Origin of the sequence: Candidatus Pedobacter colombiensis (genome assembly GCA_029202485.1) — a bacterium.
Lineage (GTDB): Bacteria > Bacteroidota > Bacteroidia > Sphingobacteriales > Sphingobacteriaceae > Pedobacter > Pedobacter colombiensis.
On the sequence record CP119313.1, the window covers coordinates 5,143,101 to 5,169,131 of the forward strand.

Below are 26,031 nucleotides of genomic sequence, written 5' to 3' on the forward strand. Positions count from 1 at the left end.
TGAATATGAATAGAAACATTTTTATTGGCTTATTTTTATATTTAATAATATGGGCTGGCAATTCAAATGCTCAAGATCGGGTAATTGAAAAGCTAGATAGCTCTTTTACTAATTATCAGCAATCTCATATTAAGGAGAAGATCTTTATCCATACAGATAAAGAAGCCTATATGACAACAGAAAATATTTGGTTCAAAATATATTGTGTTGATGGAATTTCGAATAGGCCACTAGACTTAAGTAAAGTGGTGTATACTGAAATTTATGATAGTAACAATAAGCCTGTTCAGCGTGCAAAAATAAGCTTAAGTAATGGATTTGGTATAGGCTCCTTTTATATCCCACCCGGGATTTCAACTGGTAACTATAAACTTGTGGGCTACACCAATTGGATGAAAAACTTTGACGAAAAGTATTATTTTGAAAAACAGATTATAATCATAAATACACAAAGTGATAAATCTGTTAATCAAGAAGTACAAAATAGACCAATTATTCAATTTTTTCCTGAAGGAGGAAGCTTTATAGAAGGAATAAATAGTAAAGTAGCTTGTAAAGTTGTAGGAAATGATGGAAAAGGGCTCGATTTTAAAGCCGTTATTTTAAAGAATAAAACCGACACAATTGCAAAGTTTAGCGCATTTAAATTTGGTATTGGTACGTTTAATATGATACCTGATGGAAGTTCACATTATGAATGTGTTGTTTCCTTGGGTGGGAAAAAAATAATGAGTGTATTGCCCTCAATTAATACCAGGGGGTACAGTATGCAGATAATCGATACAGTTGCCGAAAAAATTGGAATTAACATTGAATCGAAAAATTTAGAAGATGAAGAAATTTATTTAATCGTTCACGATAAACAGTTAATCCGTCATGCTAAACATCTTAAAACAAACAAAGGACATGCTTTATTTTCCATAGATAAAGCACTTCTTTCACAAGGTATTTCGAATTTTACATTATTTAATTCATCTGGACAGCCCGTATGTGGACGTTTATATTTTAAACCTGTAACTGATGTTTTGCATATCGATGTGCAGAGTGATAGCGTCAGCTATGGTGTGAGAAGTAAGGTTTCTTTAGATATCCAATCTAAAGACAAAAATGGCCCTCAAACAGCTAATTCGTCACTTTCTGTTTATAAAACAGATGAAATTCAATTAGATGGATCAATGCATATCCTTAGCTATTTCTGGCTAAAATCAGAATTAAAAGATGAAATTGAATCACCGGATTATTATTTTGGGAAACCTGGTGCCGAATTGATTTCTGCCGCAGATAATTTAATGCTAACAAGCGGATGGAGAAAATATTTATGGGATGATGCATTAAAAGCAGGTAAGCCCATATTAAAATTTATTCCAGAGCATGAAGGCCATTTAGTTGCTGGGCGATTAACTGATAAAAATGGTGGTCCAGTTAATAATAGAAATGTTTTCTTTTCTATACCCGGAATTCAACCAAAATTATTCAATGCTAATACAAAGTATGATGGGTCTTTTGTGATTAATGTAAGAGATTATTATGGGACTAACGAAGTAGTATTGCAGTCAGATGCTTCAATTGATACCTCCTCTGTAATAAGCTTATCCAACCCCTTTTCTGAATCGTATAAAATAAAAAACACACCGCCACTAAACATCAAAAAGCTAAACGTAAATGATTTAAATTCCTGGAATCTAAATGCCCAAGTGCAAAACGCTTATTATGGGAATAAGTTAAGGCAAACGTTTAATCATGATTCAGATACTACGTCTTTTTATATTAATTATACAAAACGCTACTTAATGGATGATTATGTACGATTTCCTACAATGAGAGAGGTTTTTAGAGAATTTATTTCCCAAGCATATATGGTAAGAAAGGATGGGGATATACAATTAAGAATAGGGACTGCAAATGGCTTATTAAGTATAAATCCAATGATTATTTTAAATGGTGTACCTGTGTTTAGTGTAAAAAAATTAATGGACATAAATCCAGCTCAAGTGAAGGCGATGGAGATTGTAAATCGCAGATATTTTATGAATAATAGGATGGAAGAGGGAATAATAAACATAACAACCAATACTAAAGATATGGCTGGCTACGAAATTGAAGCCAATGCCTTAATTTTGGATTATGAAGGACTTCAATTAAAAACGCAGTTCTACGCTCCTGTTTATGATAATAAACGACAAATTGAAAGTAAAATGCCTGATTTTAGAACTGTTCTGGAATGGGCTCCAGAACTGATTACCGATAGGACCGGAAATAAAAAATGGGCATTTTATACTTCTGACCAGCCAGGTAATTATATTGGCATCATTCAAGGTATAACCAATAAAGGTGAGGCAGGTTATACAACTTTTAAATTTGATGTCAGAAATTAAGATAGAAATAATGAACTCCATACAAAAAATAAGGAAAGAGAATGACCCCTTTATACAGATCTTAATGCTTGTTTTTTATGCCATTGTTGGTTTAGTGGTGGTATCAGGAATAGGCTTGATTATCGTATATTTTAAGTACGGGGTTGGCATTTTTGAAGACCTTAGTTGGTTGTCGGACACTGATCTCTACTATCTTCCTGCTCAAAGGATACTATTAACAGCGCAACAAATTGGTCTTTTTTTAGTTCCAGCCTTCTTGCTTGCTAAAACAGAGGGACAAAAGATCAATGGATTTTATAGTTTTAAAAGGCCAAAAGCTGAACTACTGTTTATTGTTTTATTGATTATGATTTGCGCTTTGCCGGTTTTGGAATGGGTAACTGAACTTAATCAAAAAATGGTATTACCGGAGGCTTTTAAAGGGCTGGAAAAATGGATGAAGGAAGCTGAAGATCAAGGGATGGAAATGACCAAAGCACTCTTAAAAATGGACAATATTGATGCATTTATTATCAATATATTCATGATTGCTTTGCTGCCTGCTGTAGCGGAGGAATTTATGTTTAGGGGGGGGGTACAACGTGCACTGGGTCGTATGTCTAATAATCCACATATTGCTATCTGGTTTACTGCTATCATATTCAGTGCTATCCACATGCAATTTTATGGATTTTTACCGCGTATGTTTTTGGGAGCTGCTTTTGGTTATCTTTATTTTTGGAGTGGTAGTTTATGGTATGCCATAATTGGTCATTTTATAAATAATGGATATGCGGTATGTGTTGCATGGTATATGCAAAAAAACAATATACCTTTGTCCGAAACTGATAAAACAATGGATATTGCCTGGTATGGGTATATTATCAGTGCAATACTAACTTTTTTGCTGTTCCGATATTTTAAAAATAAAACTGAATGAAAACGAGGGCGATAACTGCTTTTTTCTTTACTATAGTGATGCTGGGCTCCATCTTTTTAGGGGGCTATACTTTTACTTTTTTTTATCTGATTTTGAGTCTTGCAGCCCTATTCGAGTTTTTTAATATGATTAAAACTGCAGGTATCAAACCACATAGAAATATGGCGTTGTTTGTGGCTGCATTAATATTCTTATCGACAGCTGGCTACCACTTCCTGCAGTTCGAAGCGAAGTTTTTGTTGCTGATTGTGCCTTTAATTTTCTGTATATTTATCAGTGAATTATATAAAAAGGAAAAGATGCCTTTTTCTAATATTTCGTACACATTTGTTGGCTTTATTTACGTTACAGTACCTTTTTGCTTTTTTTATTCTTTAGGGTTTATACAAAATCAGGGTGAATATAATTATCACCTGCCCTTATCCTTTTTGCTGATGTTGTGGGGCAGTGATACGGGTCAATATCTTTTTGGTGTTAAATTCGGCAAAACCCGTTTATTTGAGCGCCATTCACCTAAAAAATCATGGGAAGGCTTTTTAGGCGGAGTGTTTACCAGTGTGGTGGTTTCTTATGTGATTTCTTTATTCTTTACAGAGATCAGTCCATTGGTATTTGGTGGAATGGCAGTATTGATCGTTTCCTTTGGTACGTTGGGAGACCTGGTAGAGTCAATGCTTAAACGCAGCCTTAATGTAAAAGATTCAGGCAATATATTACCGGGCCATGGAGGCTTTTTAGATCGCTTTGACGGGCTTTTAATTGCCGCACCGATAGTTTATACTTATCTGTACCTAATTCTTAATTAGTACCTTTTTTTCTTTAAAGGCTCTAATAAGTATTCTAGTCCGTTTAATTTAATTTCATAAAGAGTGGCGATCATTTCGCCCAGTTTGCCCGGTGGAAATCCCTCCTGATGAAACCAGACCAGGTAAGATTCGGGCAAATCGCAGATGATACGGCCTTTGTACTTTCCAAAAGGCATTTGCATGGTAACCAGGTCTTGTAATAGCTGTGGATTCATTTTAATTGTTTAATTGACTACCATTTCCAGCATTTCTACAGCCTCATCAACGGTATTCAGATTGTCAAAGGCAATACGCAATGAATCTTTAACCTCTTTAAGGTTGCATAAACGGGGATGGATTTGTGCAAAATGCAGTATTTTATTGAACATTATTGAATCAAAAAATGTCGATTGTTTATCGGTAATGAAATAACCACGCAAAATTCCTTTTTTAAAGCTCAGTTTTTCGAATGCTAATTTTTTGGCTACCCATTGTAGCCTCAACACATTTAACATGGTTTTTACGGGCTTTGGAACAGGTCCAAAACGGTCTTTTAAGGAAAGCTCAAAAGCTTTTAATTGCGTTTCATCTTCAATTTTAGAAAGCTCTGTATACAGGTTATATCTTTCGGTGATATTGGTTACATAATCATCAGGGATATAGAGTTCCAGATCGGTATCCACCTGGGTAAAATTAACAAATGGGCGTAAAGGTTCATCTTTAAATAGATCTTTAAACTCATCTGTTTTTAGCTCCTGAATGGCTTCATCCAAAATCTTGTGATACATTTCGAAACCTATTTCGGCAATAAAGCCACTTTGCTCTGCACCTAAGAGGTTTCCACTGCCCCGGATATCCAAATCCCTCATCGCAATATTAAAACCGCTCCCAAGGTCTGAAAACTCTTCAATAGCGCTAAGACGTTTACGTGCTTCGGAAGTAAGGGTTGACAATGGTGGACTTAACAAATAGCAGAAGGCTTTTTTGTTGGAGCGTCCTACCCTGCCCCGCATTTGGTGCAAATCGCTTAAGCCAAACATGTGTGCATGGTTGATGATAATGGTATTGGCATTTGGAATGTCCAAACCAGCCTCAATAATGGTTGTGGCCACTAATACATCCTTTTCTCCATTGATGAAATCAAGCATTACATCTTCCAGCTGATCGCCATCTAACTGACCGTGAGCGATACCTATGCGCGCTTTTGGCACTAAGGTTTTGATCAGTCCACCCAGTTGTGGTAAATCATTAACGCGGTTATGGATAAAGAATACCTGCCCACCCCTGTCTAACTCAAATTGAACAGCTTCCTGGATCAATTTATCATTAAAGACGTGAAGTTCGGTATTTACAGCCTGTCTGTTTGGTGGAGGTGTACTCATAATGGACAAATCGCGTGCACCCATCAAAGAGAAATGTAAAGTACGTGGTATTGGCGTTGCAGTAAGGGTTAGCGTATCTACATTTACACGTAAAGCCCTTAATTTTTCTTTGGATGTTACGCCAAACTTCTGCTCCTCATCAATTATCATGATACCCAGATCTTTGAACTTTACGTCTTTGCTCAATAAACGGTGTGTGCCGATTATGATATCAACCTTCCCTTCGGCTACTTTGGCCAGGGTTTCTTTAATCTGTTTATTGGTTTTAAAACGGTTGATGTAATCGACAGTACAAGGAAAATCTTTTAAACGACCTGAAAAGGTTTTAAAATGTTGTAGGGCCAAAATGGTGGTTGGCACCAGTACAGCGGCCTGTTTACCATTTGCAACAGCTTTAAAGGCTGCTCGTATGGCAATTTCTGTTTTGCCAAAGCCAACATCACCACATACCAGCCTATCCATAGGATGTGGAGCTTCCATATCCTTTTTTACGTCACTGGTTGCTTTTTCCTGATCCGGGGTATCTTCATAAATAAATGAAGCTTCTAATTCGGTTTCCAGGTATCCATCCGGACTAAAGGCGGTTCCTACCTGCGATTTTCTTAAGGCATACAGCTTAATCAGATCGCGGGCAATGTCTTTAACTTTTTTTTTAGTTGTCTTTTTAAGCTTGTCCCAGGCTTCTGTGCCTAGTTTATTCATTTTTGGCGCTGTGCCATCTTTGCCGCTATATTTAGCAATGCGGTTTAAGGAGTTGATATTTACATACAAGAGATCGTTGTCGGCATAAACCAGTCTGATCATCTCCTGAGTTTTACCATTTACTTCTACTTTTTCTAAACCGGCATATTTACCAATACCATGGTCTATATGAGTTACAAAATCTCCGGGTTTAAGATCTCTCAACTCTTTTAGTGTAATGGCCTGACTGCGCTGATAGCCCCTTTTAAGCTTGTATTTGTAAAATCGGTCGAATATCTGGTGGTCAGTATAAAAAGCAAGTTTTTGCTGGCCATCTATAAAACCTTCTCTTAGCGGAATGTTTACCGGTGTAAACTTGGCCGTTTTATCAATATCGTCTAATATGGCATATAAACGCTCTGTTTGTTTTGTCGAAGAGCTAAATATAAAGTTATGTATGCCTTGTTTTTCGTTCTCTTTAAGGTTATGTATCAGTAGGTTAAAATCCTTGTTGAAGGAAGGCTGAGGCTTGGTTTCGAATTGAAAAATATGTTCTGTTTTATAGAAAAACTGCTTTCCAAACTCAACTAATGCGAAATCCTGGAACATATCCCCCATCATTTTCTCGTCCGTAAAAGCAAATTTAGGATCTATCCAATCCTGGTTTTCCTGTTTTTCTTTTGCAGGAAGGGCCTTCCAAAGCTCAACAGCTTTTTTATGCCCGCTTTTAACAATATCTAAGGTGAATTCTACATCTTTAAACCATAGCTGGGTATCTTTTTCTATATAATCCAGTATACTGATGTTGTTTTCTGTGAGGTATTTAGATTGAACATTTGGGATAATGGTCAATGTTTTTACATCTTCAACAGAAAGCTGACTCTCTATTTCAAAAGTACGTATGCTCTCTACAATATCGCCAAAAAATTCTATGCGGTAAGGGAGGTCATGGGAGAAGGAGAAAATGTCTACAATACCTCCACGGATAGAAAACTGTCCCGGTTCGTATACAAAATCAGTCCTGTTAAAATCATGATCGAATAAAAACTCGTTGATGAAATCTATACCCAATTTGGCATTTAAGCTGATCTCCAGTGTATTTTTTTCAAGCACATTGCGGTCTATTACCTTTTCAGCAATAGCTTCGGGGTAGGAAACCACAATCTTTCCATATTCCGAATGGTGGTTTAGTTCATTTAAAACTTCTGCCCTTGCCAGTACGTTGGCTGTATCTACCTGTGTAAAATCGAATGCTTTACGGAAGGAAGAGGGGAAAAGCAACACCTCTATATCGAGTATGCTTTCCAGATCGGCGAGGAAATAAGAAGCTTCTTCCCGGTCTGGGAGTATAAATAACTGCGGCTTATGTAAAAGAAAATAAGTAGCCACTGCAATTGTTGCATCGGCAGAACCCACTAAGCCTTTAAGCTGAAGTTTGGTGCTTTTGCCCGCGTTAAGGGCTTTTGCCAATTCTACAATGCGCTCATCTGTTTTGTATCTGTTGATCAGGTCGCGAATGTTCACCTTGCAAAGGTAAGGTTTATGGTGGGCTTTAAATGTAACAAAGTTTCAACCGAGTGATCTAAAGTTAAAAAGGGCTAATGTTCATGATAATTTATGCACATCCCGGTGTTTTGGAGCTTGTTTTAAGTAGAAGTGTATACCTTTAACAACTTGATAAGTTTTGTAAGATGAAAATAATAAAAGGTTTGCCTTTTGAATTGATCTTTTGGATAACAGCTTTGCTTTTATTGGGTACAGCTGATGTGCATGATCATAGCGGAGCCCATTTTACACTTTGCCCATTAGCGAATATGGGTCTAACATGGTGTCCTGGATGTGGGATAGGACGTTCTATTGCTCATTTATTGCAGGGCAATTTTGGGGAAAGCTTTAAACAACACTGGTTTGGATTGCCCGCTCTACTGATTTTATGCAGTAGAATAGTGACTTTAATTAAATTGAATTTGAAAAGTAGTAGAATATTGAACTTAAAGAATAAGGAGGAAGGATATGTTTGATTCACCATTTATGTCGCTGCCAGGCATTACACCGCAGGAATATACGTATTTGCAAAGTGCAACTACCGGATTTAGTGAACAACAGTTGAGAGGGTTTTTAATGATTTACAGTAGCAAAAGAAGAAATCCTGATGATATGATTTTGTATTGTATACTTGGTTTTTTTGTACCGGGATTACCACGCTTTTTAGTAAACCAGATCGGAATGGGTGTATTGTACTTTTTTACGGTTGGTTTGTGCTTTATTGGTACGATCATTGACTTGATTAACCATAAAAGTCTGGCCTCCGAGTATAACCAGCGTATGGTTTTCGAAAGCCTGCAAATGGTAAAAATGGGATTTAATAATTAAAATCTATCGTATATTTACGGAATATGAGGTTGTCGGGTTTAATAAAGCATTTGGAGGCATTTGCGCCTTTAAATTACCAGGAGGATTACGATAATTCGGGCTTGATAGTTGGAGATCCGAATGAGGAGATAAAGGGGGCTCTGGTTGCTTTAGACTGTATAGAGAGTGTCATAGATGAGGCCATTTTGCACAATTGCAACCTGATTATCACCCATCATCCTATTGTTTTTAAAGGGCTGAAAAAGATTACCGGCAAAACTTATGTGGAGCGTGTAGTGCTAAAAGCTATAAAAAATAACATTGCTTTGTATGCTATACATACGAATCTGGATCATGTACAGCATGGTGTAAATGGGGTAATTAGCAGCAGACTAGGCTTAAAAAACACAAAAATACTTAGTCCTAAGGGATCTCTTTTAAAAAAGCTGGTTACGTTTTGTCCGGTTGCACAGGCAGACATTGTAAGAGAAGCACTGTTTGCCGCAGGAGCAGGGGATATTTCGAATTACAGTGAATGTAGTTTTAATACGGAGGGATATGGGACCTTTAAAGGGGATGAGGATACAAATCCTTTTGTGGGTGAACCAGGTGTATTGCATCAGGAGCGAGAGGTGAGACTGGAGACTATTTTTAAGGTTCAGGATGAGCGGAAAGTATTGTTGGCCTTGTTAGAGCATCATCCATACGAAGAGGTTGCATACGACATTTATCCGTTGGATAATAAACTGCAAACAGTCGGAGCGGGGATGATTGGTTGGCTGGAAGAAGCGCTTGAGGGCTCGGAGTTTTTAAGACTGGTAAAGCATAATATGGATGCAACTGTGATTCGACATACTCGTTTGTTGCCTAAAAAGATTAGAAAAGTAGCCGTTTGTGGCGGATCTGGAAGCTTTTTGCTGAAAGAAGCTATCGCCGCAGGTGCAGATGCTTTTGTTACGGCAGATTTTAAATACCATGAGTTTTTTGATGCAGATGAAAAAATAGTGATCGCAGATATCGGACACTTTGAAAGTGAACAATTTACATCTGATTTGTTGATAGATATTATTCAAGAAAAATTTCCTAACTTTGCAATCCGTTTAACGGAGCATAACACAAACCCCATAAATTATTTCATTTAATGGAACAAACTGTAGAGCAAAAGCTAAAAGCTTTATACGAATTACAAACCCTGCATACTCAGATTGATAAAATACGTCAGATTCGTGGTGAATTGCCAATGGAAGTTGCCGATTTAGAAGATGATGTTGCAGGCCTGGAAACACGTATACAAAAATTCAAAGGCGAATTGGATGATACTGAAGATGCCATTGTAACACGTAAAAATATGATCAAGGATGCTCAAAACCTGATCAAAAAATATGAGACTCAATTAAAAGATGTTAAAAACAACCGTGAGTACGATGCCTTAACTAAAGAGGTTGAAATACAGACGCTTGAAATTCAGGTTTGTGAGAAGAAGATCAGAGAATTCGGATTCGATATTACTCAAAAAACTGAGATTTATGATAAAGCCCTTGCTGATTTAGAGTCAAGAAGAAAAGATCTTGAGCTTAAGAAAGGAGAGCTGGAAACTATTACTGCTGAAACGGAGAAAGATGAGCAAGGCTTACTTAAAAAAGCAGAGAAAGCAGAAACTTTAATCGATGAGCGCCTTTTAGTAGCTTATAACAGATTGAGAAAAAATGCTAATAATGGTTTAGCTGTAGTAACGATCGACCGTGATTCATGCTCAGGATGCTTCAACCAGATTCCTCCTCAACGTCAGTTGGATATTCGTCAACGTAAAAAAATCATCGTTTGCGAGCATTGCGGAAGGATTTTAGTGGATGAAGCACTTACTCAGGAAGTGGCGCCGGTTTAAAACCAGCTATAAGGAATAGAAAAGGGTCAGAAATATTTTCTGACCCTTTTTTGTATTTTAAATTTACGGTTATACGTAAAGAATAGACTAGAACCGGTAAACAAAGGCATTGATGTGCATACCAGCACCTACCGAAGTAAATAAAGCGTACTCTCCTTTATTCACTTTATAGCCCTCAACCAAGCCTTTTCTTACCAGATCGAGTAGCGTAGGGATTGTGGCTACCGAGCTGTTTCCAAGCCAGGAAATCGTCATTGGCACTAAATTTTTAGGAACAGTATCCAGATCATAAAGCTTAAATAGTCGTTTCATGATAGCTGCGTCCATTTTTCCATTAGCCTGATGAATAAAAACGGTTTTAATGTCCTTTATGCTAATGCCGGCTTTATCTATAGCCATTTTTACAACCTGAGGGACATTTGTTACAGCGAACTCATAAAGCTTTCGTCCATTCATTTTTAGATAGGCATTGCCGCTTTTTTCGTCCGGGTTGTTACTTTTCCCCATCACCAATAAGGAACCGTGGCTAATGGCATGTGTTTGTGTTTTATGGGCAATAATGCCCAGTGGTTCATCACTATCCTGAGCTTCGAAAATTACTGCAGCAGCACCATCTGCAAAGATCATACTATCGCGGTCGTGTGCATCGATAATTCTGGAAAGTGTTTCTGCACCGATCACCATTACACGTTTGGCATCGCCGCTTTGGATGAGGTAATTGGCTTGAATGGCCCCTTGTACCCAGCCTGGACAACCAAAAATAATATCATAGGCAACACAATCCGGGTTTTCTATTTGCAGTGCTTGCTTAATTTTAGCGGCGAGAGATGGAAGAATATCCATACGGTTGCTGCCAATTTTTACATCGCCGAAATTGTGGCAAAATATAATGTGGTCAAGACTTTCTTTATCGATATTGGCGTCGTCAATTGCTCTTTGTGCTGCAATTGCAGCAATATTACTACTTACCTGATCGTCATCAATATAGCGACGCTCATTAATTTCTGTAATTTCTGAGAATTTGCTGATTATTTCACTGTTTTCTTTGTCAAGCTTAGTGCCATTGTCGTAAAACGAGGCATTTAAAAAGGCATTTCCTGAGATAACATTTTGTGGAATATAGCTTCCGGTACCCGTAATAACTGAGTTTAAGTTTGTTTTAATGCCCATTTTGAACCATATACTGTTTTGGTGTACAGTATAAAATTAGAATAAATATATTAGATTAAGAAAAATCGTCAACTAAAAATACGAATAATTCTTTAGGTCCATGAGCGCCGAGTACTAAAGTTTTCTCAATATCGGCTGTTCTGCTTGGTCCGGTAATGGTGCTGATCATTGATGGAATTTGACTTCCATATTTATCCTTGATCATTTTAAATGCGTCTTTTAGGTCCATTACCATTTGACCCTTACGGGCAATTACAATATGGTGGTGTGGAAAGATACTTAGTCTACGGCCAGCTGCGTTTTGATTTGAGACCATTACAGAGCCATTACGGGCAATTAAGGCTTCACATAGGGTTATGCCTACCTCCGCCATTTCAAAGCCTTTATCGGTCTGATAAAAGGGGAATTCGTAGGTAGCGAGCAAGTCTTGTAATTCAGGTTCCCAGCAGTATATTTTTCTCCAATTAAACCTTTCTGCCAGTTGGAGAATATTTTCAATAAATTCTATTCCATTTTCACAGTAAATGAAATTGCCGGAGACAGCAGTAAGTTGCTCTGCAAATAAGATTTCCGGATACTCCCTATGGTCTTCATTCTCGGTATACAGGGGGGTATCTTCTAAGTTGGGATAAGGATTGTCTCTTCTTTCCAGAAGGGCTTTTCTTATCTTTTTTAGCATGAGTTCTTTTGAGGAAATGTTTTCTTGCATAGAAAATGGATTTGCTGCCGCATCTTTAAAAGAAGCGGCAGCCCCATAAATATTGTGATTAAGATTCCGTACTAGCCGGTGTGATCGGTGTTGCAGGATCGCCTACGCCATCATGCAATAAACCTTTTGCAGCTGGCTTCTGATCGCCTGTTCCATTTACAAATTCATCATAAGTGGTGCGGTTATCAAAAGGACGTTTACCTAAGATCTCCTCTAAATCAGCCTGGAAAAGGATCTCTTTTTCGATTAATTTTTGAGCTAATTTTTCTAAACCTTCTCTTTTGTCGGTAAGTAATGCTTTAGTTCTTGTATATACACCGGCAATTAAATTACGAACTTCATTGTCAATCATTTCTGATGTTTTTTCAGAATATGGCTTGTTAAAGTTGTATTCGTTTTGCGGATCGTGGAAGGATACATTACCTATATTTTCGTTCATTCCATAGATAGTTACCATGGCGTAAGCCAATTTGGTAATGCGCTCCAAATCGTTTTGGGCGCCTGTTGAGATTTTACCAAAAACGATGTCTTCAGCAACACGGCCTCCCATAGTCATAGACATACCATCGGTTAGCTGCTCTGTGGTATACAGGAACTGCTCTTTAGGTAGATATTGTGCGTAACCCAATGCAGCAACACCACGTGGAACGATGGATACTTTTACCAAAGGATCTGCATGCTCAAGGAACCAGCCTGCAATAGCGTGTCCGGCTTCGTGGTAAGCAACAATGCGCTTCTCTTCAGGAGAAATGATTTTGTTTTTCTTCTCTAAACCACCAATCACACGGTCGATAGCATCCTGGAAATCCTGCATGTCTACAAACTCTTTGTTACGACGGGCAGCGATTAGTGCAGCTTCGTTACAAACATTGGCAATTTCTGCACCGGCAAATCCCGGAGTTTGCGCAGATAGCTTTTTAGCATCTACAACTTCATCTGTTTTGATCGGCTTAAGGTGAACTTTAAAGATTTGCTCACGACCAACCAAATCTGGTTTATCAATAGATATCTGTCTGTCAAAACGGCCTGGTCTCAATAAAGCTGAGTCTAAAACGTCAGGTCGGTTGGTTGCAGCAAGAATGATAATTCCAGAGTCCGTACCGAAACCATCCATTTCTACCAATAATTGGTTTAATGTGTTCTCACGCTCATCGTTACCACCCATCATGCTGTTTTTACCACGAGCACGTCCGATTGCATCTACCTCATCAATAAAGATGATACAAGGCGCTTTATCTTTAGCCTGTTTGAACAAATCACGAACACGTGAGGCTCCAACTCCAACAAACATCTCTACGAAGTCTGACCCTGAAAGGGAGAAGAATGGTACTTGTGCTTCGCCTGCAACCGCTTTTGCCAATAGGGTTTTACCTGTACCCGGAGAACCTACCAATAGGGCTCCTTTAGGGATTTTACCTCCTAAATTGGTGTATTTTTTAGGGTTTTTAAGGAAATCGACAATCTCCATTACCTCTTGTTTGGCTTCTTCAAGTCCTGCTACATCGTTAAAAGTAACATTTACCTGGCTTTCTTTATCGAATAGTGTGGCTTTAGATTTTCCAATATTGAAGATCTGGCCACCGCCACCGCCTGCACCACCGCCCATACGGCGCATGATAAATATCCAGAAGCCGATAAATAATAAAACGGGAAGGATTATGGTTAAGAACCAGGAGTTAAAAGAACTCTGTTTGGTTATTTTTTGTGCCTCTACTTGTTGTAATGGAGGGATGTTTTTCTGAGAGTCTTTCAGGTCTGCGTCTAGCTTGTCAAAAGAACCTGCGTTAAAATAAACGAGAGGACCTTCACTACCGCCAAAGTTATTTCTGCTTAAGTATTGTTTATACTTGGCTTCTTTAAGCCTGTCTTTTTTAATGTATACCTCGACTTTAATTAAATCTTCATACTTGTAGGCAATTAATTTATCTACATCGCCCGGTTCCAACATTTGAGTTTCAAATGTGCGGTAAGAAATGGTTTTTGCGGTATCACCACTAAATAGGAATTGTAGTAAAATTAGTCCTAAAATAATAGCGGCGTATACCCAAAAAATATTAAACTTTGAACCTTTTTGAGGTTTCTTGGGAATATTCGGAATTCTCTTTATCAACTTGGGTTTCGTATTCGGATTCTCTTTCATTGTTAAATCAAAAGTGGGGTGAATGATTATGCGCTTTGGTAGGAAGTAGACTGGGCATCGCCCCAAAGGTCTTCTATTCCATAAAATTCGCGCTTTTCAGTTTTAAATATATGAACTACTATGTCAAAATAATCAAGAATAATCCAGTCGGCATGATCCATACCTTCTTTTCTCCATGGATTAGTTTGTGTGTTTTTATAGATTTCTTCTTCTACGCTATCGGCAATTGCTTTTACCTGGGTAGCAGAATCTGCATTGCAGATGATAAAGTAATCAGAAACAGAGCTATTCAATTCTCTTAAGTCTAACCTTACTATATCGTGTCCTTTTTTTTCCTGTATGCCGTGTACAGCTATCTCTGAGAGGTATGTAGAAAGGTTTCCAATTTTCTTTTTTATCATTAAAATATTTTAATTTTGATAAACAAATATACAATCAACACTTGCAAAATAATACTTTTCCAACATTATTTGTTGGTCAAAATTTGATCAGATTACCTGAGGTTGATTCTACCAATAACTTTTTAAAAGCTAAGGTCTCAAATTCCGAGCCATTACCCGAAGGAACTGTTATTATGGCAGATAAGCAGTTTGCGGGTCGTGGGCAACAGAATAATATCTGGCATGCAGCCCCGGGGCTGAACCTTACTTTTAGCATTTATTTGAGTCCTTCTTTTTTGCCAATAAACAGGCAATTCCTGCTGAATATGGCTGTAAGCGTTGGTATTAGGGATGCGCTGACCGCTTTTTTGGGTGATTTTCTTAAAATAAAATGGCCCAATGATCTGTATTATAATGATCAGAAACTGGGTGGTATTCTGATAGAGAATATTTTGTCTGGAACAAGATATAAGGCGAGTATTATTGGTATTGGGATTAATGTAAATCAGCTTAATTTTGACTCGGCGCTGTTAAACAGGGCAACTTCGATGGGCAAAATTTTACAACGGGATGTTAATTTAATCGAGCTTCTGAGCCAAATATGCAGCCATATTGAGTGCCAATACCTGAAATTAAAATCAGGAAACCTTAATAATTTGCAAGATAACTACCTTAATGGGTTGTACAGATTTAATCAAAAAGCGCTATATCGACATGATGGGCATACCTTTGAAGGAGTGATTACAACTGTAACGGAGAATGGCTTGCTGGTGATTAAGTCGGAGGGCACAGAAAAGCAGTATGATTTTAAAGAAGTAGAATTTTTGAATAACATTTAAAGATTATAGCTATTTTCACGGCTTGTAGTGCAAGCGTTTAAACCGGTTTAGAAACTAAATGAATAAAATAAAAAATATTGGAGTATTAACTTCAGGTGGCGATGCTCCTGGAATGAATGCTGCCATTAGGGCAGTTGTTAGAGCGGCAATTTATTATGATTTACAGGTTACGGGAATTTTAAGAGGATACGAAGGATTGGTTCATGGAGATTTTATTGAAATGAACAGAAAATCCGTAGCCAATATTATTCAAAGGGGAGGGACTATTTTAAAAACAGCGCGCAGTGATGCTTTCCGAACTAAAGATGGACGGGAACAAGCATACGCGCAGTTGAAAAAGCATGATATAGATGCATTAATTGTAATTGGTGGAGACGGGACGTTTACCGGAGCAAATTTATTTAGTAGTGAGTTTGATTTTCCGATTGTTGGACTGCCGGGAACAATAGATAACGATTTACAGGGAACTGATTTTACGATTGGTTATGATACAGCAATTAATACCGTTGTAAATGCTGTTGATAAGATCAGGGATACTGCAGAGTCGCATGACCGATTATTTATAGTGGAGGTGATGGGAAGAGATTCGGGCTTAATTGCCCTAAGAAGTGGAATTGGCGTAGGTGCTGAGGCTATTCTTATTCCTGAAGCGAATATGGGCGTGGATGGCTTGATTACACGACTAGAAAGCGGCCGTAAGGATAAGGCATCTAAGATTGTAGTAGTAGCCGAAGGAGATGAGGTAGGTGGTGCCTTTAATGTAGGAGAAGTTCTGAAAGAAAGGTTTCCGCACTATGATATCAGGGTTTCAGTATTGGGGCATATTCAACGTGGAGGAAAGCCAAGCTGTATGGATCGTGTTTTGGCTAGTCGCTTTGGGGTTGCTGCAGTTGAAGGTGTTTTGAATGGACAGTCGGGAGTTATGGTTGGGCAGATAAACAGGGAACTGGTTTTTACACCATTTGATCATGCTATAAAGCATATTGATGCGCAGGAAGTGAGTCCAGCCTGGTTAAAGCTGGTAGAAATATTGTCATTGTAATAAAAAGGGGCCGTTGCATCTTGTTAATCATTAGTATTTTACTTACTTTTGCAACCCCGCAAGCACGAAGCTCCGGGAACTATGTTGAATACATAAACAAAAAGAAGAAATGGCAACTAAAATCAGATTGCAAAGATTCGGTAAAAAAGGAAAACCTTTTTTCCACGTAGTGGTAGCGGATTCCCGTTCACCAAGAGATGGTAAATTTATTGAGCGTTTAGGTTCTTATAACCCAAACACCAATCCTGCTACTATTGAAATTAATTTCGATAAAACTTTAGACTGGGTAAACAAAGGTGCTGAACCTACGGATACTTGTCGTGCAATCCTTTCTTACAAAGGTGTTTTGTACAAAAAACACTTAGAAGGTGGTGTTAAAAAAGGCGCATTAACTGCTGAGCAAGCTGAAGCTAAATTTGCTGAATGGTTAAGTGCTAAAGATGGTCAGATTGCAGGTAAAAAAGATGGTTTAACTAAATCTAAGGAAGAAGTTAAAAAAGCTGCTTTAGCTGCTGAAAGCAAGAAAAATGCTGATCGTGCTGCTGCTCTGGCTATTAAAAATGCACCGGTAGTAGAAGAAGTTGTTGCTGAAGAAGAAGTAGCTCCTGAGGCTGCTGCTGAAGATGCTCCAGCTACTGATGAGGCAACTCCTGCTGCTGAAGAAAACAAAGAAGAACAAGCATAATCTTTTTTTATGCTAACTGATAGCGAAGAAATTTCATGAAAATGAATTCTTCGCTATTTTTATTTATCAGGTATTTATGACACAGGAAGAAGCGTTTTACATAGGGTATATTACCAAGACAAAGGGATTGAAGGGTGAGGTTCAATTATTTTTTGAATATGATGAACCGGAATTATTAGATCTGGATGTGGTTTTTGCAGAAATAAATGGTAAAATGGTCCCGTTTTTTGTGTCATCCTATAAGCTGCAAAGCAATAACACGGGTAACTTCTATTTCGATGATATAGATCATATCGATAAAGCTCAGGCTTTGGTCAGAAAAAAAATCTACCTGCCTTTGTCTAAAATGCCAGATCGCTCAGATGATGATTTTCATTATAATGATTTAAAAGGTTTTACCGTTTCGGATGAGACGCATGGAGAGCTTGGTGAAATTATTGAAGTAAATGAATATCCACAGCAGTTTGTAGCAACGGTTTTGTATAAGGGTACAGAGATCATGTTCCCTTTAAACGAGGATATGATCGTTGAAATTGATGAAGAGGAAGAGACCTTATTGGTAGATTTACCGGAAGGTTTACTGGATATTTACCTGTCAAATTAATTTAACTTTATAAGATGCGTTTCGACATTATATCTGTTTTACCTGATTTACTGGTTAGCCCTTTTGCTCATTCTATTCTTCAGCGTGCACAAAAAAAAGGCATTGCTGAAATTGTTGTTCATAATTTAAGGGATTATGCGACCAACAAGCAAAAAAGTGTAGATGACTATCCTTATGGTGGTGGTAGTGGTATGGTGATGTCTATTGAGCCCTTTGCGCGCTGCATCGAAGCGCTTAAGGCAGAACGTAATTATGACGAGGTTATCTTTATGAGTCCTGATGGAGAAACGTTTAACCAGACGATTGCAAACGAGTTATCAGGAAAGGGAAATATTATGATTCTGTGCGGGCATTACAAGGGTATAGATCAGCGGATCAGAGATCTGTTTGTAACACGAGAGATTTCGATCGGGGATTATGTGCTTTCTGGTGGAGAACTCCCTGCAGCGGTGCTTGTAGATGCTATTGTGCGGTTAATTCCAGGTGTTTTAAATGATGAGACTTCTGCGTTGTCTGATAGTTTCCAGGGTGAGTTGCTTGATGCGCCTGTTTATACGAGGCCTGCTGACTGGAGGGGGCATAAGGTGCCAGATGTGTTGTTGAGCGGGCATGAGGCAAAGATCAACGAATGGCGACATGACCAGGCTTTGATCCGTACGCAAACGCGTAGGCCAGATCTTTTGGAAGATTAGTATTTAATTTCTTAGAATTCTTTTTGCTGTGTTTTACATGGCAGGATTTGCTGTGCGTTTTTTTTATAATTGAACGACATAAATTTGGCGCTGTGCAAAAAAATAAATTGTTTAATTTTGGTTTTTCGGTGAATTTTAAGTAAATTCACACTAAAAAATTATGTTTCTGCCGTTTTTTTAATGTGCAAAAGAAAATGAATTTAAATTAACCAAATACATGTCCCATGAGTAGAACAAGGAAATACAAGATTAATGATTTTTTGCTACGGCTACCGGTGCCCCAATATAGGGAGGCCATAAAAATTCTTCCTAAGGTTTTAGGAATATCATTGAATACGTTTCATAATTACAGGAATATTTTATCGAATGACAAGCAGGATATTCCGTATGAGAAGGTTGTAATGATTGAGAAGCTGTTTGAAATGAGAGGTGGTGAGCTGATCAATAAAGAAATGCGCTGTAAGCCTTTAAAAGAGCTTATGCTGCGTGAAAGCTTGCGCAAGTAGTTTACATCTATCCGCTAACTTATTTTTATTAAGCATGTACAAGTATAAGATTAACGAATATTTATATGGGTTAAACGTTATTGAATATTCGGCAGCCAGGAAGATCATTCCTCAAGAGTTAGAAATCTCATTAAATACCTTTCATAATTACCGCAATATTAAGGCGGATGCCGTTACTGATATTCCTTATGCTATGGTAAGGAAGTTGGAGATTCTTTTTAATATGAAGAGGGGTGGTTTGGAAAATTCGGTCATTAAAGGGAGTGACTTAAAATCATTGATCTATAAAAAGAAGAAAAAATAGATTTTTATTTTTTTGTTAAGAATTGACATTAGGAGAGTTAGGCAATAACTGTTAATTAGTATGGTTTCGGATTTTATAGCCTTTTTATGATAAATAGGGAAGGTTTAAGGAATGCGCCTGGTTATTTTCCCGTGATTATCAGGGTGCTGTATGCTGTGCTGATTTTGTGGAAATGTCAAAGAATGTGGAAAAAAATAAAAAAGGCTTTTATTTTTAAAATAAAATTCCTAATATTGCAGTCCGATTTTAAACAAGAAAAAGTCGGCTTAATAGCTTAAAATCATGGATTTAGTAAAATTTGTTGAAGAGCAGGTAATCGCAAAAAATGAGTTTCCTGCATTCAAATCAGGAGATACAGTGAGTGTTCACTATAAAATTCGCGAAGGTAATAAAGAACGTATTCAAATTTACCAAGGCGTAGTATTACAACGTAATAGCGTTGGTGCAAGCGAAACGTTTACCGTTCGTAAAATGTCTAACGGCGTAGGTGTAGAGCGTATATTCCCTATTAACTCTCCTAACATCGCTAAAATCGAAGTGAATAGCCACGGTAAAGTTCGCAGAGCGAAATTATTTTATCTGCGCGAATTGACTGGTAAAGCAGCTCGTATCAAATCTAAAAGAGTTTAATTCTTTTAAAAAAAAATATATTAACCTCATCGATCATATCGATGAGGTTTTTTTGTTTGCATATCTTTGCGCTAACTAACTTAATATAATAATGAAAGAACTGTTAAAAAAATTCGAGGAGAAGCGACCGGAGATTGTTTTTGAATGGAAGGATAAAGAATCTGAAGCTGAGGGCTGGGTGGTTATCAATTCACTTCGTGGTGGTGCTGCCGGTGGTGGTACAAGGATGCGTAAGGGACTGGATAAAAGAGAGGTTGAATCTTTGGCTAAAACAATGGAGGTAAAGTTTACAGTGTCAGGACCTCCTATAGGTGGTGCTAAATCAGGCATAAACTTTGACCCTGCGGATCCAAGAAAGAAGGAAGTATTAGAACGCTGGTATAAAGCCGTAATGCCTTTGTTGAAGAGTTATTATGGGACCGGTGGAGATTTAAATATTGATGAGATTCATGAAGTGATTCCAATCACTGAGAATTATGGCTTATGGCATCCACAAGAGGGTGTAATCAATGGACATTACCAGGCCAGAGAAAATGAGCGTATTCATCAGATTGGTCAATTGCGCTACGGAGTATCTAAAGTGCTGGAAGATTTAAACTACACGCCTGACATCAAAAGGAAATATAAAGTTGCTGATATGATTACAGGTTACGGTGTAGCCGAGTCGATCGGGCATTTTTATGGCATCTGGGGTGGTGAATTAGCCGGAAAAAGAGCGATTATTCAGGGATGGGGTAATGTAGCGGCAGCCGCGGGTTATTATCTGGCACAAAATGGTGTAAAAGTTGTAGGGATTATTGACCGTGTTGGCGGATTGATAAAGAAAGAAGGCTTTAGCAAGGAAGAGATCGTTGCTCTGTTTAACAATAGGGTTGGAAACACATTGGTTTCTCCTGACCTGATTTCTTTTGAGGAGGCTAGTGAGCAGATTTGGAATATAGGAGCAGAAATTTTTGTTCCTGCAGCAGCTTCCAGGCTTGTTAAGCAAGCAGAAGTGGATCAGTTGATCGCTGGTGGCTTGGAGGTAATTGCATGCGGTGCAAACGTTCCTTTTGCGGATAAAGAGATTTTCTTTGGAAGCATTATGGAGCACGTTGATAACCATTGTGCTGTAATTCCAGACTTTATTTCTAACTGTGGTATGGCCAGAGTTTTTGCTTACTTGATGCAAAGAAATGTAGAGATGAGCGATGATGCAATATTTACTGATGCATCACAAGTAATTTATAAAGCAATGAAGGCGATCCATGATGAGTCACCGGAGCGTAAACAGCTATCTAAAACCGCATTCGAAATTGCATTAAAACAATTGGTGTAAATATGATGGATAATCAATTTTTTGAACAGATTTTCTGGGGCAATACAGTTAAGCAATATTGTTTTTTTGTTGGTATTATTTTACTTGGACTACTGTTTAAAAGATTGGTTTCCAGGTTAATTAGTTTTTTTCTTTTTAAAATATTTAAGAAGTTTGCCGAAGAGGTTAATGGGGATACTTTTACTGCACTCCTGGTAAAACCCATAGAATCATTTATTTCTTTCTGTACATTCTATCTTGCTGTTAATAATTTAACCCACCCGCTTGATATTGTCCTGTGGCACAGATCAAAAACAAAGTTAGGCGTCACTGTTGGAGATTGTCTGGATAAGGTATTTCTATTTCTGATTATTTTGTCCGTTTTCTGGATCATCTTAAGAATTATTGATTTTATAGCTTTTGTATTAAAGCATAAAGCATCAATAACCAATAATCGGGCAGATGATCAATTGGTGCCATTCTTAAAAGAGTTGACTAAGACGCTGGTTTGTTTTTTAGGTTTTTTTGTGTTACTAGGCTTTGTTTTTGAGATTAATGTCCTTACCCTGATTACTGGACTAGGAATTGGTGGTATTGCAATAGCGTTAGCTGCAAAAGAAAGTTTGGAGAACCTACTCGGCTCTTTTACCATATTCCTGGATAAGCCTTTTACTGTTGGCGATGTGGTTAAGGTGGGTGGAGTAGAGGGCACGATTAATAAAGTTGGTTTTAGAAGTACCTGGTTGACGAGTCCTGATAAAACGACCATCGTTATTCCAAATAAGGCAATGATTGCCGGAGTACTTGAAAATGTAACCTTAAGAAACTATAGAAGGGTGAATTTTTCTATTGGTATTACTTATGAAACTGAGTCGACTGATATTAAACAGATCCTTGAAGCAATTGGAGGCTTTCTGACTGCTCATCGAGAGACAAAGGATGGTTACGCTACGTTTGATAGTTTTGGCGATTCCTCTTTGCGTATACAGGTTGTTTACCTGGTTAAGAATATGGAATTCAATAAGTATCTTAAAGTGAAGGAGGAGGTTAATTTTAAGCTTATGGAGGTAGTTAAACAGTACCGCTCTGACTTTGCCTATCCAACGCAAAGATCGATTACTGATGGTCAGAAGTAAAAAAGACTTAGAATAGGCATTAAAAAAAGGGGGATATCATGATTTAAATGATATCCCCCTTTTAATTATAAAGCTTGTTTGCTTTATGAAAGCTCGGCCAGTACTGTAATTCCGCCTTTTACAACCTGATTTAGCTCCAGGTTAACTTTGGTACCAAGAGGCAGGAATATATCCACCCTTGAGCCGAATTTGATAAAACCAAATTCTTTAGTCTGCTCAACTTTATCTCCTTCTTTTACATACCAAACAATCCTTCTGGCAAGTGCACCTGCAATTTGTCTAAACAATACAGGTGTACCATTTTTATGTTCTACAACTACTGTTGTTCTTTCGTTCTCTGTAGATGATTTAGGATTCCAGGCTGCTAAATATTTACCCGGATGGTATTTAAAAAACTTAACTACTCCAGAAATCGGGTTTCTGTTGATGTGTACATTTACAGGCGACATGAATATAGATACCTGTAATCTTTTGTCTTTAAAATATTCACCTTCTTCTGTCTCTTCTATTACCACAACTTTTCCATCTGCCGGGCAAATAACCAGGTTTTCTCCGGTGGTAAATGTTCGTGATGGGTTTCTAAAAAACTGTAAAACGATAACGAAAAGGGAAAAAGAGAAAATGTAGATTAACCATCTTAACCAGGTTATGTCATCAAATTTATAAGAAATAATCGCATTCAAAATAAATATGAAAAGGACAGATAGTGCAATGGTGGTGTAACCTTCTTTGTGTATGGTCATTGATATAGAATGTATGTTTTCACAAAATTGTGAAAAAAAAACAACATTTAAGGTAACTGAGACGGAACAGTTTTCTCTCTGTAGATATCTTTCAGGTTTCGGCCGAGTCCGATGTAATCTAAACCATAGCCAACCACAAACTCATTTGCGATTTCAAAACCTACGTATTCAAGCTCCTTTATAGGTGCTTTTAAGGCTTCAGGTTTGAATAAAAGGCTGCAAACCTTAACTGAGGCTGGTGTTTGTTTATATACCTCGCTCAGGACGTAATTAAGCGTAAAGCCGCTATCTACAATATCCTCAACAATGATGATGTCGCGGTTGTGTAGATTTTTAGGTAACCCAAATGCTTCTTTTATTTTTCCACTGCTTTCGGTTCCTTCATAAGAAGAAACCCTGATAAACCCAATTTCGCAGGGGATCTCCACTTCCTTAAGCAGGTCGGCCATAAATAAGAAACTCCCATTTAATACGCCAATAAATATGGGACAACGTTTTTCATAGTCCATATTCATCTGTATACCGATTAGACGTGTTCTTTTGCTAATGGTGTGATTCTCCAAAAGAATTTCAAACGCTTTATCTTCAATTATAATGTTGTTCATCGTATTTATAACTGTTTTGCCTTCTCTTGTTCTTTTTCTCTTTTTCGTTGTTCCCGGCGCTCCTGCCTCAATTGTTTCTTCGTTTTGGTCGTGTCTATTTTTACCGACGGAGTAGCCGTGGTGTCCTTTTTTTGTCTGCCGAATATCCTATCGAATAAACTCTTTGGCGCATCGTGGGTTTCGATAGCAGGCAGTGGATCATCATTGTCAAATGCGGTTGTATCGATTTTGGTCGAGTCCGGCAGCAGGTATTTCCTTAATCCTTCGCGCAGGCGGACATTATAAAAGCCATATCCACTGCTATCATTAGGTGTTAAACCTCTTCCCGCCATAATCTTCCCGATAAATTTAAAGTAAGGATAAAGATAGTCTTTAAGCTCGCCGTTATCTTTAAATTTATACAATGCTATCTTAGGTCTCGGAACAATGTTGGCCAGGAAAATTCCTTCTCCAATATTCAGATCAGATGGTTTTTTACCAAAATAATACCTTGTAGCTTCTCCAATTCCGTAAATGTTCTGGCCCATTTCAATGATGTTAAAATAAACCTCCAACATGCGGTTTTTGCTCACCAGATGGTTGTTTTCAATCAGCCATACAATAAGAATTTCTTCTGCTTTTCGCGATAATGTTTTTTGTCTGCTTAAGAATATGTTTTTTACCAGCTGCATGGATATGGTACTTCCACCTCTAACAAATTTCTTCGCCTTAAAGTTTACGGCAATAGATTTACGGATAGATTCCTCCACAAAGCCCTTATGGGTAAAGAAAGAAGGATCTTCGGAGGTAAGTATGGCGTTTTTAAAGTTGCTGGAAACCTCAGAAAGCGGAGTGTAATTTGGGTTTGCCGGGCCGATTAAAATATCGCGCATGGGCTTTCCGTGCTCATATGGCGTGTAAACGAAGTCCCTATTGATCTTTTGTAGGTCCGTTTTTCCAAATTTGAGGATCTTGAAATTGGCAGGTGTTAGCGAAGAGCTGAATTTTACACTATCCGGAAGTGAACTGTCAAGATAAAAATCCAGGTCATAGCGGATCTTTCCACTCACCTGCATTCCGTCAAGTGATTCAAATAAGCCTTGCGGAAAAGCGCTTAATACTTCCTGGGCGTCCTGTTCTGGCGCGCGAAGCTTTACCTCATAAATTTTGTTAGGAGATAAGGTGTATTTTAAATAAGGATGAATGGTTGCTTTTTGAAGATAGACAGTCGAAGAACTATCCAGCGCAACAAAATTCTTTCCAATAAGCATATCGGCATCAATCCTTGCATTGGAAACCACGATGTCGTTGGAAGCGATTTTGGGATGGTTGATGAGTAAGTTTTTGATCGACCAGGAGCCAGATATTTTGAAATTGTCGCCACTATATTCGGCATTTTTCATTTCTGTTCTTACCGTATCAAAACTCAATTTGGCTTGCAGTTTGCGATCCAGATAGGGCAATTCTATCTTCTTGTTGTCTGCAAAAAGCATGATGTCCAATTGCTTCTTTCCCGGTTTTACAGTTCCTTTAATGTGCCAGGTAGATTCAGTGCCGTTTACTAAAATTGTTGAATTTAAATCGCCATCATTAATTGTAGCCTTTTTGGTAAGGAAGCTCAGTTTTGCTGTATCATTATCGTTTACATTCAATAGAAAGTCGTTGATTTCCATATTGTCAGGAATTTTATACAAAATTTGATTTAGCAAGTTATGCGCTAGATCAGCAAGGCCTGTTTTGGTCTTCTTTTCTGTATTATCTTTCTTTTTTCTTTTTAGAATGAAGTCGAGGTTGCTTAAGGAATCTTTGAAAACCACATTTAGCTTACCGACGTTTAAATTAATTTCAGAGAGTTTAACATCACCAAAAATTAAGGGGAAAAGCTTAACTCCAATGGTCATGTCATTTATTGTGGTAAGAGTATCCCGGTCTTTAGGGACTACCGAAATGTTTTTCATGTGAACAGTGCTCAATCCATTAAACCCATATTCAGCAATTTTAACATCCAGGCCATAATCTTTATCGGCCTTATCAATGGCCTTTGTCATCATTTTTGTTAGAAGGGCTTCTCTTTTGCTATAGGCAACAATGCCTGCAATAATCAGTAAAAGAAGAAAAATCCCCAATACCCACGCTCCGGTCTTAATGTACTTTTTGGGGATGTTAATTTTTGGAAGATGCATGCTATAAA

The 26,031-nt window shown here is 37.8% G+C and carries 26 protein-coding genes; 17 read left to right on the forward strand and 9 right to left on the reverse strand.

Annotated elements, in window-relative coordinates:
* Positions 1-5 precede the first annotated feature (5 nt).
* Genes P0Y49_21415 through P0Y49_21425 form a run of 3 tightly spaced genes read left to right on the forward strand, consistent with a single transcriptional unit; the run spans position 6 to position 4,100 of the window.
* Positions 6-2,375, forward strand: a complete 2,370-nt coding sequence (locus P0Y49_21415) for a hypothetical protein (protein ID WEK19338.1) — start codon at positions 6-8, stop codon at positions 2,373-2,375.
* Entirely contained in the window at positions 2,362-3,294 is a 933-nt protein-coding gene (locus tag P0Y49_21420) for a CPBP family intramembrane metalloprotease (protein WEK19339.1), read from the forward strand. Before P0Y49_21415 ends, P0Y49_21420 begins: the two co-directional genes overlap by 14 nt.
* Complete coding sequence (locus P0Y49_21425; protein WEK19340.1) at positions 3,291-4,100, forward strand: phosphatidate cytidylyltransferase; 810 nt, start codon at positions 3,291-3,293, stop codon at positions 4,098-4,100. The genes P0Y49_21420 and P0Y49_21425 overlap by 4 nt, the downstream gene beginning before the upstream one ends.
* Here P0Y49_21425 and P0Y49_21430 read toward each other — a convergent pair.
* Together P0Y49_21430 and mfd are read right to left on the reverse strand one after the other, a co-directional pair.
* Positions 4,097-4,315 (reverse strand): DUF3820 family protein, encoded by a 219-nt coding sequence (locus tag P0Y49_21430; GenBank protein ID WEK19341.1) that lies wholly within the window; start codon positions 4,313-4,315, stop codon positions 4,097-4,099. The two genes, P0Y49_21425 and P0Y49_21430, sit on opposite strands and share 4 nt — an antisense overlap.
* A 9-nt stretch (positions 4,316-4,324) precedes the next feature.
* Positions 4,325-7,666: a transcription-repair coupling factor gene (mfd, locus tag P0Y49_21435; GenBank protein ID WEK19342.1), complete on the reverse strand. Its 3,342-nt coding sequence runs from the start codon at positions 7,664-7,666 to the stop codon at positions 4,325-4,327.
* A 167-nt stretch (positions 7,667-7,833) separates the two neighbouring features.
* Here mfd and P0Y49_21440 point away from each other — a divergent pair, with 167 nt between their 5' ends.
* From P0Y49_21440 to P0Y49_21455, 4 genes are read left to right on the forward strand one after another with little or no spacing between them, the layout of a single operon-like run.
* A complete protein-coding gene (locus tag P0Y49_21440) occupies positions 7,834-8,163 on the forward strand; it encodes a DUF2752 domain-containing protein (protein ID WEK19343.1) in 330 nt (109 codons plus the stop codon).
* On the forward strand, positions 8,156-8,515 hold the full coding sequence (locus P0Y49_21445; protein WEK19344.1) for a TM2 domain-containing protein: 360 nt from the start codon (positions 8,156-8,158) through the stop codon (positions 8,513-8,515). The genes P0Y49_21440 and P0Y49_21445 overlap by 8 nt, the downstream gene beginning before the upstream one ends.
* 23 nt (positions 8,516-8,538) lie before the next feature.
* Positions 8,539-9,636, forward strand: a complete 1,098-nt coding sequence (locus tag P0Y49_21450; protein WEK19345.1) for a Nif3-like dinuclear metal center hexameric protein — start codon at positions 8,539-8,541, stop codon at positions 9,634-9,636.
* On the forward strand, positions 9,636-10,379 hold the full coding sequence (locus P0Y49_21455; protein WEK19346.1) for a C4-type zinc ribbon domain-containing protein: 744 nt from the start codon (positions 9,636-9,638) through the stop codon (positions 10,377-10,379). The genes P0Y49_21450 and P0Y49_21455 overlap by 1 nt, the downstream gene beginning before the upstream one ends.
* 87 nt (positions 10,380-10,466) lie before the next feature.
* Here P0Y49_21455 and P0Y49_21460 read toward each other — a convergent pair whose 3' ends face one another.
* Genes P0Y49_21460 through rsfS form a run of 4 tightly spaced genes read right to left on the reverse strand, consistent with a single transcriptional unit; the run spans position 10,467 to position 14,799 of the window.
* A complete protein-coding gene (locus P0Y49_21460; GenBank protein WEK19347.1) occupies positions 10,467-11,549 on the reverse strand; it encodes a ketoacyl-ACP synthase III in 1,083 nt (360 codons plus the stop codon).
* A gap of 55 nt (positions 11,550-11,604) precedes the next feature.
* Positions 11,605-12,258, reverse strand: coding sequence for an LUD domain-containing protein (locus P0Y49_21465; GenBank protein ID WEK19348.1), 654 nt, complete (start codon positions 12,256-12,258; stop codon positions 11,605-11,607).
* Positions 12,259-12,316: 58 nt separating this feature from the next.
* A complete protein-coding gene (ftsH, locus tag P0Y49_21470) occupies positions 12,317-14,398 on the reverse strand; it encodes an ATP-dependent zinc metalloprotease FtsH (protein ID WEK19349.1) in 2,082 nt (693 codons plus the stop codon).
* A gap of 26 nt (positions 14,399-14,424) precedes the next feature.
* The gene (gene rsfS / locus P0Y49_21475) at positions 14,425-14,799 is read right to left on the reverse strand and encodes a ribosome silencing factor (protein WEK19350.1); all 375 of its coding nucleotides are present in this window, start codon (positions 14,797-14,799) and stop codon (positions 14,425-14,427) included.
* 41 nt (positions 14,800-14,840) lie between these two features.
* Between rsfS and P0Y49_21480 the strand changes: the two genes are divergently transcribed.
* From P0Y49_21480 to P0Y49_21525, 10 genes are all read left to right on the forward strand, one after another.
* On the forward strand, positions 14,841-15,617 hold the full coding sequence (locus tag P0Y49_21480) for a biotin--[acetyl-CoA-carboxylase] ligase (protein WEK19351.1): 777 nt from the start codon (positions 14,841-14,843) through the stop codon (positions 15,615-15,617).
* 58 nt (positions 15,618-15,675) lie between these two features.
* On the forward strand, positions 15,676-16,659 hold the full coding sequence (pfkA, locus tag P0Y49_21485) for a 6-phosphofructokinase (protein ID WEK19352.1): 984 nt from the start codon (positions 15,676-15,678) through the stop codon (positions 16,657-16,659).
* 109 nt (positions 16,660-16,768) lie between these two features.
* Positions 16,769-17,344: a 30S ribosomal protein S16 gene (locus tag P0Y49_21490; protein WEK19353.1), complete on the forward strand. Its 576-nt coding sequence runs from the start codon at positions 16,769-16,771 to the stop codon at positions 17,342-17,344.
* A 76-nt stretch (positions 17,345-17,420) separates the two neighbouring features.
* Positions 17,421-17,948: a ribosome maturation factor RimM gene (gene rimM, locus P0Y49_21495; GenBank protein ID WEK19354.1), complete on the forward strand. Its 528-nt coding sequence runs from the start codon at positions 17,421-17,423 to the stop codon at positions 17,946-17,948.
* A 14-nt stretch (positions 17,949-17,962) separates the two neighbouring features.
* Entirely contained in the window at positions 17,963-18,640 is a 678-nt protein-coding gene (gene trmD, locus P0Y49_21500) for a tRNA (guanosine(37)-N1)-methyltransferase TrmD (GenBank protein WEK19355.1), read from the forward strand.
* 224 nt (positions 18,641-18,864) lie between these two features.
* The gene (locus P0Y49_21505) at positions 18,865-19,146 is read left to right on the forward strand and encodes a hypothetical protein (protein ID WEK19356.1); all 282 of its coding nucleotides are present in this window, start codon (positions 18,865-18,867) and stop codon (positions 19,144-19,146) included.
* A gap of 34 nt (positions 19,147-19,180) precedes the next feature.
* The gene (locus P0Y49_21510; protein ID WEK19357.1) at positions 19,181-19,450 is read left to right on the forward strand and encodes a hypothetical protein; all 270 of its coding nucleotides are present in this window, start codon (positions 19,181-19,183) and stop codon (positions 19,448-19,450) included.
* Between the two features lie 282 nt (positions 19,451-19,732).
* Positions 19,733-20,080 (forward strand): 50S ribosomal protein L19, encoded by a 348-nt coding sequence (gene rplS / locus P0Y49_21515; GenBank protein WEK19358.1) that lies wholly within the window; start codon positions 19,733-19,735, stop codon positions 20,078-20,080.
* Positions 20,081-20,171: 91 nt separating this feature from the next.
* Positions 20,172-21,398 (forward strand): Glu/Leu/Phe/Val dehydrogenase dimerization domain-containing protein, encoded by a 1,227-nt coding sequence (locus P0Y49_21520; GenBank protein WEK19359.1) that lies wholly within the window; start codon positions 20,172-20,174, stop codon positions 21,396-21,398.
* 2 nt (positions 21,399-21,400) lie between these two features.
* Positions 21,401-22,513 carry a mechanosensitive ion channel gene (locus P0Y49_21525; GenBank protein ID WEK19360.1) on the forward strand — a complete coding sequence of 371 codons (1,113 nt, stop codon included), beginning with the start codon at positions 21,401-21,403 and terminating at the stop codon, positions 22,511-22,513.
* Between the two features lie 83 nt (positions 22,514-22,596).
* Here the strand turns inward: P0Y49_21525 and P0Y49_21530 are convergent, their stop codons facing one another.
* The 3 genes from P0Y49_21530 to P0Y49_21540 are packed head-to-tail and all read right to left on the reverse strand — an operon-like array spanning position 22,597 to position 26,023.
* On the reverse strand, positions 22,597-23,256 hold the full coding sequence (locus P0Y49_21530) for a phosphatidylserine decarboxylase family protein (GenBank protein ID WEK19361.1): 660 nt from the start codon (positions 23,254-23,256) through the stop codon (positions 22,597-22,599).
* A gap of 47 nt (positions 23,257-23,303) precedes the next feature.
* Positions 23,304-23,861 (reverse strand): hypoxanthine phosphoribosyltransferase, encoded by a 558-nt coding sequence (hpt, locus tag P0Y49_21535; protein ID WEK19362.1) that lies wholly within the window; start codon positions 23,859-23,861, stop codon positions 23,304-23,306.
* Positions 23,862-23,866: 5 nt separating this feature from the next.
* Positions 23,867-26,023: a transglycosylase domain-containing protein gene (locus P0Y49_21540; GenBank protein ID WEK19363.1), complete on the reverse strand. Its 2,157-nt coding sequence runs from the start codon at positions 26,021-26,023 to the stop codon at positions 23,867-23,869.
* Positions 26,024-26,031 lie beyond the last annotated feature (8 nt).